The 14,277-nt window shown below is 41.8% G+C and carries 10 protein-coding genes and 1 pseudogene; all 11 read left to right on the top strand.

Annotated features, from left to right (window positions below; translation table 11 throughout):
• Window positions 1–32: 32 nt before the first annotated feature.
• Window positions 33–1,349: a glycoside hydrolase family 88/105 protein gene (locus V7S75_RS04570; RefSeq protein WP_459511749.1), complete on the top strand. Its 1,317-nt coding sequence runs from the start codon at window positions 33–35 to the stop codon at window positions 1,347–1,349.
• 20 nt (window positions 1,350–1,369) lie between these two features.
• Window positions 1,370–1,747, top strand: coding sequence for a hypothetical protein (locus V7S75_RS04565; RefSeq protein ID WP_459511747.1), 378 nt, complete (start codon window positions 1,370–1,372; stop codon window positions 1,745–1,747).
• Between the two features lie 62 nt (window positions 1,748–1,809).
• On the top strand, window positions 1,810–4,134 hold the full coding sequence (locus V7S75_RS04560) for a TonB-dependent receptor domain-containing protein (protein ID WP_459511745.1): 2,325 nt from the start codon (window positions 1,810–1,812) through the stop codon (window positions 4,132–4,134).
• Window positions 4,131–5,261 (top strand): hypothetical protein, encoded by a 1,131-nt coding sequence (locus V7S75_RS04555; RefSeq protein WP_459511744.1) that lies wholly within the window; start codon window positions 4,131–4,133, stop codon window positions 5,259–5,261. The genes V7S75_RS04560 and V7S75_RS04555 overlap by 4 nt, the downstream gene beginning before the upstream one ends.
• 49 nt (window positions 5,262–5,310) lie before the next feature.
• The gene (locus tag V7S75_RS04550; protein ID WP_459511742.1) at window positions 5,311–6,075 is read left to right on the top strand and encodes an SDR family oxidoreductase; all 765 of its coding nucleotides are present in this window, start codon (window positions 5,311–5,313) and stop codon (window positions 6,073–6,075) included.
• Window positions 6,076–6,246: 171 nt separating this feature from the next.
• On the top strand, window positions 6,247–7,410 hold the full coding sequence (locus V7S75_RS04545) for a glycoside hydrolase family 88 protein (RefSeq protein WP_459511741.1): 1,164 nt from the start codon (window positions 6,247–6,249) through the stop codon (window positions 7,408–7,410).
• A 112-nt stretch (window positions 7,411–7,522) separates the two neighbouring features.
• Entirely contained in the window at window positions 7,523–9,046 is a 1,524-nt protein-coding gene (purH, locus tag V7S75_RS04540) for a bifunctional phosphoribosylaminoimidazolecarboxamide formyltransferase/IMP cyclohydrolase (RefSeq protein ID WP_459511739.1), read from the top strand.
• Between the two features lie 94 nt (window positions 9,047–9,140).
• Window positions 9,141–11,108: a DNA topoisomerase (ATP-hydrolyzing) subunit B gene (gyrB, locus tag V7S75_RS04535; protein ID WP_459511738.1), complete on the top strand. Its 1,968-nt coding sequence runs from the start codon at window positions 9,141–9,143 to the stop codon at window positions 11,106–11,108.
• Window positions 11,109–11,112: 4 nt separating this feature from the next.
• On the top strand, window positions 11,113–11,331 hold the full coding sequence (locus tag V7S75_RS04530) for a hypothetical protein (protein ID WP_377975139.1): 219 nt from the start codon (window positions 11,113–11,115) through the stop codon (window positions 11,329–11,331).
• A gap of 2 nt (window positions 11,332–11,333) precedes the next feature.
• Window positions 11,334–13,622, top strand: a complete 2,289-nt coding sequence (ppk1, locus tag V7S75_RS04525) for a polyphosphate kinase 1 (protein WP_459511736.1) — start codon at window positions 11,334–11,336, stop codon at window positions 13,620–13,622.
• 20 nt (window positions 13,623–13,642) lie between these two features.
• Window positions 13,643–14,167, top strand: a pseudogene (locus V7S75_RS04520) (Na+ dependent nucleoside transporter N-terminal domain-containing protein); the annotation flags it as partial.
• Window positions 14,168–14,277: the final 110 nt, after the last annotated feature.

Below are 14,277 nucleotides of genomic sequence, written 5' to 3'. Positions count from 1 at the left end.
AAAAGTAAAATTAGGGCTTACTTGTCTTTGTGATGAGTAAGCCCTTTTTTATGCGATATACATTTGTCCTTCTTTTTATTTCTTCGAGCCTATTCGCTCAGAAAAATATTACTGCAGCTTCCGATGCTACGGCTCCATTGCACGCTTTACAGCCTGATTATCCTACGCATTACGGTGCGGCAAAACCCGAAGAGGTGCAGTCGGTCATCGATCGTGTTTTCAATTACCTCGAAGTTGCAACCCCCAATCATTTTGTGAATAAAACGACGGGTGCTGTTTGGTCACCTAGTCAGCCCTTTGAAGATCAGACGGTTTTCTCTAAAGGTGATTTTCGCCCAATCTCCTATGAATGGGGGGTAACCTATTCAGGTATGTTGGAGTTGAGCCGCATCACAGGTTCTGCCAAATACAAAGATTATGTTTTCAATCGCCTCAACTTAATCGCTTCAGCGATTCCGGCAGCACAAAAAAACGAATCGAAACACGTGTTGCATGGCTTGATTCACCCGCGTGCATTGGATGATATTGGTGCGATGGGAATGGCCGTAATCAAGGCAAAGAAGGCAGGTTTTCAAACTGATATGTCCTTTGTGACCAAACGTGCATCCGATTTTATCTTAAAGGAAGAACATCGTCTTCCTGATCGTACCTTAGTTCGTATTCGCCCTTTGCACCACACGATGTGGTTGGACGATATGTACATGGCGATTCCCGGACTTTTACAGTTGGGCGAATACGAAGAGGCGGTTTTCCAATTCAACGCCTACCGCAAACGTATGTTCAATCCGAATTTGAATATTTACATGCATGGCTATTTGGTGGATGCCGAAGAACATCCCGAGTTTCACTGGGCGCGTGCTAATGGATGGGCCCTATTAACTACATGTGAAATGCTTGAGTTTTTGCCGGCGAATCATCCTGCCCGCCCTGAGATCTTAAAGCAGTTGAAGCTTCATTTAAAAGGTTTGATGTCCTATCAAGATGGAACGGGTTTTTGGCATCAATTAATTGATAAAAATGACTCGTATTTAGAAACATCTGCAACAGCCATTTATACCTATGTGATTGCTAAAGGCATCAACATGGGTTGGCTAGATCCGAAAATTTATGGCCCTGCAGCTTTATTAGGCTGGAATGCAGTCGCTTCCAAAGTGAACGAAAAAGGGCATGTGGAAGGTACTTGCGTGGGAACGGGCTTGGCTTGGGATCCGGCATTCTATTACTACCGACCGATTTCCCCCTTTGCGGCGCATGGCTATGGGCCGGTATTATTGGCAGGATCTGCGATCATGGAATTGGTGAAAACTAAAAATTATCAAATCAATGATTCGGCGGTACATTTGAAATAATCTTATTCTATATTTGCAGGGTGAAATCCACACTAGCCCTTTTTTTGTTTTTTGCGATGCAGCTTCCTTTGATGAATCAATGGGGTGCTGTGGCGTATTACCGGGTTAATCAGGATTATATCGCGAAGAATCTCTGTGAGAATCGGGATAAGCCAATGTTGAATTGTAACGGTCAATGTTACTTAGCGAAGCAATTAAAGGCTGCGGAAGAAAAAGAGCAAAAGTCTAATTCGGAGCGTCTTGAAAAAATGCCCGAAGTTGTTTTGGCTTTTCAATCCATTCAGCCCATTTTTACAGCCTCATTTTTACAAATCCCTGTAGTTGAAGATCATTTCACTACGCCTGTATTCGTGCTTTCTGGCGAATCTAAAGGTCTTTTTCACCCTCCTCGAGCTTAATTAATTTGATTTTTTTACCTGCAATTTTCATTGTGGGCATTATTCATTTTAATTAAGAATTCATGAAAAATAGCTTATTATTCATGGGCTTGCTGCTTGCGTTTGTAGCAAATGCCCAACAACATACCATGAAGGTATTAAATGCGATTACGAATGAGCCTATCGTAGGGGCATCATTGAAACAAGGTTCAAAAATTATTTCCATTTCGAATGAACGCGGAGAATTTAGCATATACGCTATTAGCGGAGAATTTGAAGTGTCGAGTTTGGGATTTGTGACTAAAAAGGTCAATAATTTAGCTTCTCCTATTTTATTGGATGAGTCCACACAAAATTTGGACGCAGTTGTGGTGACGGCTTCCCGACAAGCAGCGAAACGTGCGGAAACGCCTGTGGCAATTCATAAAATTGGTTCAGCACTAATTCAAGATACCAAAGCACTTCAATTAACGGAGATTATCAATAAAGTTCCAGGTGTAGTGATGTTGGACTATCGTAATGAACAACATGGGATGGGGATTCGTCAGCCTTTTGGGACATCTGCTTATTTCTTGTACATGGAAGATGGACTTCCTTTGCGTCCTTTGGGTGTATTTAATCATAATGCATTGATTGAATCCAACTTGCAAGGATTGAATTCCGTGGAAGTAATCAAAGGCCCCGCTTCTTCATTATATGGTCCTGAGGCCGTAGGTGGTGCGATTAACTTGATTACGAAGACAGCACCTGGTATTCCAACGGCACAGGTTGGTATTCAAGTTGATGAGTGGGGGTATAAACGTGTTCAATTCACTGCGGGTGCGCAATTGGGAAAGAAATGGTCAGTCATGACTGGCGGTTATGTTGCGCGTCAAACAGGTTCTTGGGCATCGAATTCAGATTTTGATAAGTCGTCCATCAATGTTCGTTTGGATTATCAGTTTACATCTAAGACAAAACTGTGGAGTTCTTTTGCCTACAATGATTATTTCTCTCAAACGGGAGGTAATATTGACAGTGTTGGGTATTATTCGCGCAGTTATCAAAGTCCGGCTGATTTTACTTATCGTTCTTCTTTCTCTTCCCGCGCTCGTTTGACATTGGAACATAAATGGACTGAAAAAGCCAATTCCAGTTTAACGGCATATTACCGGGATAATGCCTTAGGCCAAAATCCTTCTTATTCGATTTCGTGGACGAGCCCCTCATTAACGGCATCGGGTCAGATCAATCAAAATAGTTTCAAAAGCTTTGGCTTGATGGGGCAACACACCCAAAATTTTAAATTTTTAGATTCGAAATTAGTGGCGGGCTTTTTGTTAGACCGTTCGCCGAATGATTACTGGGCCTATAAAATCAATTTAGCAGCTACGTTACGGGCGGATAAAAAATCGGTCGAGAAATTCACGATTACGCAAGTTTTACCCTCAACTTTCCTCGGAAATTATTCAGCAGTCATTTGGAACAAAGCGGCCTATGCGCAATTTGATCTTCAACCTGTAGAAAAATTACGTTTATCTTTAGGCGGTCGATTTGATCATATGTCTTTTGATTATACAAATTTCATCGACAACTCAATAGGTTCGAAAAGCTATGCGCAATTCTCACCTAAATTGGGTGTAACCTATGAGGCTACTTCCGCGTTAGGCTTCTATGGTAATTTCTCTAAAGGATTCTCGCCGCCGGCTTTATCAGCGGTATTTCGCGCACGTCCAGCAGCACAGGTAACAGCTACGGGTGAGAAATTTTATTTAAGCATCGATCCTGCTGTATTTACAAATTATGAAGTAGGCGGCTGGGCATCCTTGTTTAACAATAAGGTCTATTTTGATTATACTTTTTATCGCTTAGAAGGTAATAATGAGTTGTTAGGTATTCGCCAGCCAGATAATACGACAGATTATCAATCCGCAGGAAAGACCTTACACGAAGGTATTGAATACCAAATTACTTATCGTCCGAATGATTCATGGAATTTTCGCTTTGGGGGGACGAATGCAAAACATACATTTGTTGATTTTGTCTTGAGCACTAAAGCCTCTGATGCTTTGAAAAATGTGAATGGTAAAGAAATGCCGCAGGCTCCCAATTTCATTGCAAACTCAGAAGTAACCTATAAACATAAGGGTATGCGTATTGCTTTGGAATGGCAAAAAATTGGTCCCTGGTACCAAGATCAGGTGAACAAGGTGAGCTTTGAGGGAGTATCGGTCTTCAACTTACGATTGGGTTATCATTACAAGGCGTATCAATTTTTTACCAACATTTTAAATCTTGGAGATTCCTTGTATGCTACCACGGCTACGCGGGGTAATAATGCGACTGATAAGTCTACTTACACGCCAGCAGCGCCACGAACGGTTGTCGCAGGTGTTCAAATTGATGTATTCCAACTATTCAAAAAATGAAAAAACTAATCCTTTTGCTCGTTTTCTTGGCGCAATTTGCTCATGCGCAAACGGTTTCAAATCCTGCTAATCAGGCCTTGGATCCATCTTTTGCTGTAAAATCCAACGGCGATATTGTTTTGTCTTGGGTTGAGAAATCAGCTAATGGAGTGATGTTTTTCCGAAAAGTCAACCAGGGGCCTGCCGAGCAGGTCCCTATTGATAAAAAGGCCTCGACACATGCGGAAGGTATGCCGAAATTGGCCTATAAAGCTGATGGCACATGTATATTATTGTATGAAATGAATCGGCCAACGGCAGCGTCTCGTTTTAATGGGGATTTGTTGTACGCCATGGAGGTAAATGGCGTTTGGCAAAAGCCTCAATACATACACAAAGACACGGCAGCAGGTTTGAGTCATTCGTTTGGAAAGATTATTTCGTTGCCCAATGGCGAGGTGGGAGCCTATTGGTTGGATGTCAAAGTAGGACCGAAGGGCCGAACCTTGGTAACGGCCAGTACAAGTCCTGGAAAGGGATTTGGTGAGATGAAAATTTTAGATCGCCAAACTTGTGAATGTTGTCGGATCGATGCTTTAGCTGATGCCCAAGGAAATGTAGATGTGATCTATCGTGATTTGAATGATAAGGGTGAACGAGATATGGGATATGTGCATTCGTCAGATTTTGGCAAAACGTATACGGAATCTGTGCCTTTATATGAGGACCATTGGCAAGTAAATGCCTGCCCGCATGCAGGTCCTTCCTTGGTACGAGGTGTGAAAGGATTGGAGGCTGCTTGGTATACCGGTGCCGAAGGATCTTCGGGTGTAAAGTGGGCCTATCAGGCTAATAAAAAGATGATTTTACATTTGGCTGGAGATAAAATAAGAATGCCCCAATTAGCATCGAATCCGAAGGGGGAGACAGCCTTGGTGTATGCCGAAATTAAACAAGATGGAGAGCGGTATTATAAGCAGATTGGTCTCATAATTAAGGATGTTTCGGGTCATTTGAAGAAAAGTTATGTGTCTGATTCCACGTATGATTGTTCCTATCCGGCGATTAAGTGGAATGGAATATCATGGGTGATTGCTTTTGAGGCGGTTAAAGAATCCCAACAAACAATTCAGTTGCTTTTTAAATAAGAATGAGTAAAAATTTTGCTGAATCGGCTTATTACATCAAATGAATATTATGCAAAATACATTTGATTTAAGCGGGAAAGTCGCGTTGGTGACAGGATGTAAGAAGGGGATAGGCATGGCCATGGCGATTGGACTTGCGGAAGCGGGAGCTGATATTATTGGGGTTTCGGCTACGCTTGAATTGAATGGGTCTGACATTGAAAAGGCTGTTACTGCATTAGGACGCAAATTTAAGGCTTATCAAGCCGATTTTTCTGATCGGGAATCCTTGTATGAATTTATCAAAGCCGTATTGCGAGATTATCCTCGGATTGACATTTTAGTGAATAATGCAGGGACGATCTTACGGGATCCTGCTGCTGAACATTCCGACGAATATTGGGATGAGGTTCTCGAAGTGAATCTTTCTTCCCAATTTATTTTAAGTCGGGAAATTGGTCGGTCGATGCTGGCCCATGGTTCCGGAAAAATTATTTTTACCGCGTCTTTATTGAGTTTTCAGGGGGGAATCAATGTTCCCGGTTATGCTGCCAGCAAAGGTGGAATTGCACGTTTGACGATGGCATTGGCCAACGAATGGGCGAGTAAGGGAATTAATGTCAATGCGATTGCGCCGGGCTATATTTCAACGGATAATACGACATCATTGCGGGAAGATAAAGAGCGTAGTGCTTCTATTTTAGGTCGAATTCCAGCGGGTCGTTGGGGTGAACCCGCGGATTTCAAAGGCCCTGTGGTGTTCTTAGCTTCCGATGCATCGAAGTATGTGCATGGGACGATTTTGACCGTGGATGGTGGGTGGATGGGGAGATGAGGTAGGAGTTAAGAACTAAGAGTTAAGAACTAAGAGTTAAGATTAAGGCTTAAAATATAAGACAGACTACTAGTGACTAGCGACTAGTGACTGACGACAAATGAGTAACTTCTGTTGATAACGAACACTAAAACCACTTCGGACTTCGGACTCCGGACTTATTTCACTGATATGAAAAAACTTATTCTCCTCGCACTATTGGCACCACTGTCAGTTTTTGCGCAAAAAATCGATGTCAACAAGCAATTCAAATTAGCTGAACAGCAGTATCAACGCATGTTGGCAGATCATCCAGATACTTCGGTAACGGTGCATTCTGCAAAACAGGACGGTACTTACCGGAATTTGCCGTCGAGTTGGTGGTGCTCTGGATTTTTTCCTGGTGCGCTGTGGCAATTGTATGAGCGGTCACATGATGTTCAGTGGGAAAAAGCTGCACGTTTATGGACAGCTGCTGTGGAGAAAGAACAATACAATACGGGTACACATGATTTAGGATTTATGATGTATGATTCCTTTGGGCAAGAATTACGTTTGACCAAAGATCCACATGCCAAACAAGTGTTAATTCAATCAGCAAAATCGTTGGCAAGCCGATTTGATCCAGCGATTGGTTTAATCAAATCATGGAATAGCTTCAAGGGTGGCTATAAATATCCGGTGATTATCGACAACATGATGAATTTGGAATTGTTGTTCTGGGCTTCGCGCGAGACGGGGGATAATCGCTATCGTCAAATTGCTATCACACATGCAGATAACACGATGAAGCATCATTTCCGTCCGGATAATTCGAGTTATCATGTGATTTTGTACGATGTAGATGGAAAGGTTTTGGCCAAAAAACAACATCAAGGTTATCTAGATGAGTCTTGCTGGACGCGTGGACACGCTTGGGCGATGTATGGATATGTGGAAATGTATCGCAATACAAAGGATAAAAAGTATTTAGATTTCGCGCAAAAGATCTCCGATTACTATTTAAATCACCCGAATTTACCTGCGGATAAAATTCCATATTGGGATTTCTATGCGCCGAATATTCCCAACGAAGAGCGTGATGCATCTGCTGGCGCGATTGCCGCTTCTGCTTTGTTGGAGTTAAGTACCTATTCCGGCGAAAAAGGCAAGCGCTATTACGCGGATGCTGTGAAGATGTTGGAGTCTTTATCAAGTCCCGCATATCGTGCCGTATTGGGAGAAAATAACAACTTCTTGATAAAACATTGTGTGGGGGCTAAATCCTTGAATTCGGAGATAGATGTTCCCTTGATTTATGCGGATTATTACTATTTGGAAGGATTATTGCGCTATGAGCGTCACAATAAAAAATAGCATTCCCCGTTCAGCTTTGGCAAACCTTTAAGGATTGCCAAAGCTAAGGAAATGGGCTTGTCAAAGCTAAGCAAAATGCGTACATTTGTGGCTTCATTTTTTATCAAGCCCCATGTCAGTAAAAAAAATCCAATCAGCCTTAATTTCGGTTTATTACAAAGACGGTTTAGCACCGATTATCCAAGAATTACACAAGAACGGCGTTACACTTTATTCAACAGGAGGAACACAATCCTTCATTGAAGATTTAGGTATTCCTGTAATTGCCGTAGAAGATTTAACGGGATATCCTTCCATCTTTGGCGGTCGGGTAAAAACGCTACATCCGAAGGTTTTTGGTGGTATTTTACACCGTCGTGATTTGGCTTCTGATGTAGAAGTTGCCAAACAATACGATATTCCAGCCTTGGATTTAGTGATGGTGGATTTATATCCGTTTGAAGAAACAGTGGCATCAGGTGCTTCAGATGAAGATATTATTGAGAAAATCGATATTGGTGGTATTTCCTTGATTCGTGGTGGTGCCAAAAACTTCAACGATGTGCTAATCGTTTCTTCGCGTGAGCAATACGCGGAGGTTTCAGCGATTTTTGCAGCACATGGTACGACTTCAACAACCTTAGCAGAACGTAGAAGCTTTGCTCAAAAAGCATTTGCTGTTTCATCGCATTACGATGGAGCAATCCAACGCTATTTTGCTGGGGAAATGGCTGATTTGGCTAATTATACAAGCTTACCTGCGAATGGTTTGCGTTATGGGGAAAACCCGCACCAACAAGGTACTTTCTACGGAGATTTGTCGGCCTTGTTTGACAAATTGCACGGTAAAGAATTGTCTTACAACAACCTAGTTGACGTAGACGCTTGCATTACCTTGTTAGATGAATTTGATGAAACGGCTTTCGTGATCATTAAACACATGAATGCCTGTGGAGTTGCTACGGGTCAAACGGTGAAAGAGGCTTATGATAAGGCATTGTCTTGTGATCCTGTTTCGGCATTTGGTGGCGTTTTGGCAACGAATAATGAAGTTGATAAAGCAGCGGCAGAGTCGATTAATCCTTTATTCTGTGAGATCTTGATCGCACCGTCGTTTACTGAGGAGGCTTTGGAGATTTTGAAAACGAAAAAGAATCGCATTTTATTAAAGCGTAATGCGGTTGAGTTTCCAAAGAAAATGTTCAAGACTTTATTGAACGGTGTATTGGAGCAAGATAAAGATTTAGTGATGGAAGGTGTGGCCGATTTCAAAACGGTGACGAAACGCGTTCCTACGGAAGAGCAAAAGCGTGCTTTGGCATTTGCTTTAAAGATCTGTAAGCATACGAAATCGAATACAATTGTATTGGCAAATGATGGCCAGTTATTAGCGTCAGGTGTAGGTCAAACCTCACGCGTGGATGCATTGAAGCAGGCAATTGATAAAGCGAAAGAATTCGGTTTTGATTTGAATGGTGCGGTAATGGCATCCGATGCATTTTTCCCATTCCCAGATTGTGTGGAGATTGCAGGAAATGCGGGGATTGTTGCGGTTACGCAGCCCGGTGGTTCGATTAAAGACCAGGATTCGATTGCCTATTGTGATGCGAATGATATCGCCATGGTGATGACTGGAATTCGCCACTTTAAGCATTAGGATTATTCGTCAAAAATTTATATTTTTAAGGCTAGGATTCAACAATTAAAATCGGGCAAAGCAATGCGCTCGTTCAACTCATTTAAATTACATTATGTCAGAAGCACAAGGTACATCAGCTCAAGATCGGGCAAATTATGGTGCAGATAATATTCAGGTTTTAGAGGGATTAGAGGCGGTTCGTAAGCGTCCTTCCATGTACATTGGTGATACAGGATTTAAAGGTCTTCATCACTTGATCTGGGAGGTTGTCGATAACTCAATCGATGAAGCGCTTGCTGGGCATTGTGATAAAATTAAAGTGACGATCAATACGGACAATTCGATTTTGGTTGAAGATAACGGTCGGGGTATTCCTACTGGTATGCATACCAAAGAGAAACGTTCTGCGCTAGAGGTTGTAATGACGGTGCTTCACGCTGGGGGTAAGTTTGATAAAGATACGTACAAAGTTTCTGGGGGTCTTCACGGTGTGGGGGTTTCCTGTGTGAACGCCTTGTCGACAGATTTGAAGGTGACTGTTCATCGTGAGGGAAAAATTTTCCAACAAGAATATAAAATTGGTGTTCCGCAATATCCAGTTAAGGAAGTGGGGGACACAGATCGTACAGGAACATCGGTATTGTTTAAGCCAGATGAAACCATTTTTACGGTAACAGAATATAAATACGATACAGTAGCGGGTCGTTTGCGCGAATTGTCATTCTTGAACGCGGGTATTCGTGTTCAATTGACGGATTTACGTGAATTAGATGAAGAAGGCAATGCACGTACAGAGGAGTTTTTCTCTGAAGGTGGTTTGCGTGAGTTTGTAACATTCTTGGATTCTACTCGTGAGCCTTTGTTGACTGAGCCTATCTACATGGAAGGTGATAAGAACGGGGTTCCGGTTCAAGTGGCGATGATGTACAATACGTCTTACACGGAAAACGTTGTTTCGTATGTGAATAACATTAACACCATAGAAGGAGGTACCCACGTAGCAGGTTTCCGTGGTGCTTTGACGCGTACTTTGAAGAACTATGCGGATAAGTCGGGGGCATTAGAGAAATTGAAGATTGATATTGCGGGAGATGACTTCCGTGAAGGATTGACAGCCGTTATTTCGGTGAAAGTGGCAGAGCCGCAATTTGAAGGACAGACCAAAACCAAATTAGGTAATGGTGAAGTTTCTGGTGCGGTTTCGGCAGCGATGTCGGATATGTTGGAGTCTTGGTTAGAAGAGCATCCAAAAGAAGCACGTCAAATTGTTGCAAAGGTAATCTTGGCAGCGCAAGCACGTCATGCAGCCCGTAAGGCGCGTGAAATGGTTCAACGTAAAACGGTGTTGGGTTCTAACTCATTGCCAGGTAAATTGGCCGATTGCTCAGATTCGGATCCTGAAACATGTGAGATTTACTTAGTCGAAGGGGACTCAGCAGGTGGAACAGCGAAACAAGGCCGTAACCGTGCATTCCAAGCGATTTTGCCTTTGCGTGGTAAGATTTTGAACGTAGAGAAAGCGCAAGAATATCGTATTTACGAAAACGAAGAGATTAAAAACATGATTACAGCATTGGGCGTTTCCTTTGGAAAAGATGGAGACGAGCGTGCCTTGAACATGGATAAATTACGTTATCACAAGGTAATCATCATGACCGATGCGGACGTTGACGGTAGTCACATTCGTACCTTGATTTTAACTTTCTTCTTCCGTTACATGCGTGAATTAGTGGATCGTGGATGTATTTACATTGCACAACCACCGTTGTATCAAGTGAAAAAAGGTCAACAAGTTCGTTACGTTTGGACAGAAGATCAACGTACGCTTGCGATTCAAGAATTAGCTGGAGGAGGGAAAGAAGAGAGTGTAGGCGTTCAGCGTTATAAGGGTCTTGGAGAGATGAATGCAGAGCAATTGTGGGAAACTACGATGAATCCAGAGTCTCGTACATTGAAGCAAGTAACGGTTGATTCAGCCATTGAAGCAGATTTGTTATTCTCTATGTTGATGGGTGATGAAGTGGCACCACGTCGTGATTTTATTGAGAAGAATGCGAAATACGCGAAAGTAGACGTTTAGTCCGATGGAGGTTGATTTTAAAGCCTATCATTTGCGTGGTATTCACGCAAGCACTGCGGAGGAAAAACAACAGATCAATCAAGAGTTGAAAGATCTTTACGATTCCTTAACAGAAGCTGATAAACGAATATTTAATTTGGAGCTTCAGAAATTCTTGGCCACTGAAATGGGGCGCCTAGGATCTGATTATGAAGCGATCAAAAACCAAATTCCAGAAGCCTAATCATGAGTGATTCAAAATTAGATCAAATTATTAACGAAACAGAAGATTCCTCTCAGGGGAATCTTTTGTCGTTCCTACAACCCAAGAATTGGAAGATTAATTTGATGGCACCTCGTGAAGCAAAGCGCAAGGTCGAAAAGTCCATGCAAAAGGCGCAGGATACCATTGCCAAAGCTCGATTTATTTCACGGGATTTATCCTGGTTAAAGTTTGATGAACGGGTTTTGGATCAAGCGAGAGATACAGAGAAAAGTCTTTTCGACCGATTGAAGTTCTTAGCGATTACGGCTTCTAACCTCGATGAATTCTTCACGATTCGTATTGGTTCATTATATAATTACATCGATTTCGGGAAAGAACGAACAGATTATTCTGGTTTGCGTGAGGTGCCTTTCAAGCAAACATTAATTGCATCTGCACAAGAATTTAGTCAAGAAAAACACCGACTCTTCATCGAAGAAATTCTGCCTTTGTTTCCGGATAATGGATTGATGTTGGCTACATTAGATGATTTGTCGGCCGACGAATTAGCAGATGCGGAGGCTTATTTTCATCGGACAATCTACCCGATGTTGACTCCCATGGTTTTTGACCATACACATACATTTCCTAGTTTATTAGCCAAAACGCTCATTTTTGGTGTCGTTACGGTCGGAATTGCTGATAAGAAAAATGCCAAAGGCAAATATGAAAAGGATCGCAAGATTTCGTTTGTTCAGATACCTTTGAATTTGACGCGTTTATATGTGATTGAGCGGGATGATAAAGTCTTGTTTTTACCTATTGAGCAAATTATTCGTCATTATTTACAAGTTCTTTATCGGAATGTTGAAATCGAGTCGACGACCTTGTTCCGTATTACGCGAAATGGAGATTTCGATGTGGTGGAACATGAAGATGCGGAAACGGATTTTGTGGATGAGATCAAAAAGAAAATTAAGGATCGTCGTTTAGGGCGTGTAACTCGTGTTGAGGTGGAGGAAAATCATTCAGATTTTCTTTTAAGTGAAATGTTGAAACGCTGGAATTTAGAGCTTGCTGATATCTTTATCAAGAAATCCATTCTTGATTTTACGGCATTTTGGCAAATACTTAAACACCCTGAGTTTAAATCGAAAGTCGCTGCGAATCCGGCTGTGGTTCCTCCTTTGGGACTGAAATCGATTCACATAAGTGATATTTTTGAGACGATGAAGCGCGGGGATATCCTCTTGCATCACCCATACAATAATTTTGAACCGGTTATTCAGTTATTGGAGCAAGCAGCTGATGATCCTAATGTTTTGGCTATCAAAATTACGCTCTATCGTATTTCGAAAAATTCTCGGATTGCGTCTGCATTATTACGTGCCGCTGAACAAGGGAAGCACGTTTCCGTGTTGTTTGAGGTAAAAGCGCGCTTTGATGAGGAGAATAATATTCGGGAGGCGACACGTTTACAAAAAGCAGGTTGTTTTGTGATTTATGGAATTCCGGGTTTAAAAACGCATACCAAATTACTACAGGTTATTCGAAATGAAGGATCTCATGTCATGAGTTATGCCCATTTATCATCCGGTAATTACAATGAAGATACGGCGAAACTCTATACCGATTTAGGCTTACTGACTACGGATTCGCGGATTACGCAAGATATCTCGGAGTTTTTCAATGTAATTACGGGGCATTCGATGCCTACGCATTATGAGCATTTAATTACGGCTCCTCGGGATATGCGTAACCGTCTCATCGAAATGATCGAAGAGGAAATTGAAAATCATAAGCAAGGTATTCCGGCAGGTATTTGTTGGAAAATCAATTCCTTACAAGATTTAGAAACGATGGAAGCACTCTATAAAGCTTCCAAAGCAGGTGTGCCTGTATTATTGATTATTCGCGGTATTTGCTGCATTCGTCCGCAACGTTCTGGATTGTCGGATAATATTTATATCAAATCAATCGTAGGGAATTATTTGGAGCATACGCGTTTATATTATTTCCATCGCGGAGGTGAACCGAAAGTTTATGGCGGTTCGGCGGATGTGATGGTGCGAAGCTTTGATCGTCGGATAGAATCTCTTTTTGAAATGGTGAACCCACGTGCTAAGAACATGGCAATTACCATTTTAGACTGGAATTTGCGAGATACCGTGAACTCCTATGAAATGCAGGAAGATGGGAATTATTGGAAGGTAGAAAGTAGTGAGCCATTTAATATTCACCAAGCATTTTATGAAATTACCGAGGAAGATTTGATTGAACAGCTTACCTTTGAAAAATATACCGTCAATTTGACGCAAACTGAAAACTAATTTACACCAACAACAAACGAATGGAAAGATTTACAGGCTTACTGGGGATTGTCTTGATTTTAGGCGTTTCTTTTTTAATGTCCAATAACCGCAAGGCAATTAATTACCGTACTGTAGGTGTGGGGCTATTAATACAAGTAGGCTTAGCCGTTTTTATCTTGAAAACGGAAGTCGGCCAAGCAACTTTCCAATGGTTAGGCGATTCGATTAATACCTTATTAGGTCAGGCAGATAAAGGGGCTCAATTTGTTTTTGGATCTTTGGTTGATCGTAAATTGATGTCACAGGCATTTGGAGCGGGCAATGATTATATATTCTTCTTTAAAGTTGTCCCAACCATCATTTTTGTAGCTGTTCTTGTAAATATGTTTTATCACTTGGGCGTGCTTCAGCGTGTTGTATCCACGATGGGAAAGGGTGTTCACTGGTTGATGGGGGTGAGTGGAGCTGAGGCTTTATCCAATGTAGCTTCGACCTTCGTAGGTCAAGTTGAGGCTCAAATCATGATTAAGCCTTATTTGAAAAACATGTCCCGTCCTAAAATAAGTTGACATAAAATCGACTTATGGAAAAGAATACATCAGAGGATCAAGTCAGACCTCAAAAGCGCAATCAGCGTGATTACAATTTAGGCTTTAAATTATCGGTAGTCGCC

The sequence above is a fragment of the Aquirufa sp. TARAVU-A1A genome (genome assembly GCF_054558675.1).
Note: the sequence above shows the minus strand (reverse complement) of the source record. Positions and strands in the feature narration are given on the sequence as shown.

Excerpts from the sequence above, each read along its gene's own strand:
- V7S75_RS04570 (WP_459511749.1), top strand. The coding sequence starts at position 33 with ATGAGTAAGCCCTTTTTTATGCGATATACATTTGTCCTTCTTTTTATT.
- V7S75_RS04560 (WP_459511745.1), top strand. The coding sequence starts at position 1,810 with ATGAAAAATAGCTTATTATTCATGGGCTTGCTGCTTGCGTTTGTAGCA.
- V7S75_RS04555 (WP_459511744.1), top strand. The coding sequence starts at position 4,131 with ATGAAAAAACTAATCCTTTTGCTCGTTTTCTTGGCGCAATTTGCTCAT.
- V7S75_RS04550 (WP_459511742.1), top strand. The coding sequence starts at position 5,311 with ATGCAAAATACATTTGATTTAAGCGGGAAAGTCGCGTTGGTGACAGGA.
- V7S75_RS04545 (WP_459511741.1), top strand. The coding sequence starts at position 6,247 with ATGAAAAAACTTATTCTCCTCGCACTATTGGCACCACTGTCAGTTTTT.
- purH (WP_459511739.1), top strand. The coding sequence starts at position 7,523 with ATGTCAGTAAAAAAAATCCAATCAGCCTTAATTTCGGTTTATTACAAA.
- gyrB (WP_459511738.1), top strand. The coding sequence starts at position 9,141 with ATGTCAGAAGCACAAGGTACATCAGCTCAAGATCGGGCAAATTATGGT.
- V7S75_RS04530 (WP_377975139.1), top strand. The coding sequence starts at position 11,113 with ATGGAGGTTGATTTTAAAGCCTATCATTTGCGTGGTATTCACGCAAGC.
- ppk1 (WP_459511736.1), top strand. The coding sequence starts at position 11,334 with ATGAGTGATTCAAAATTAGATCAAATTATTAACGAAACAGAAGATTCC.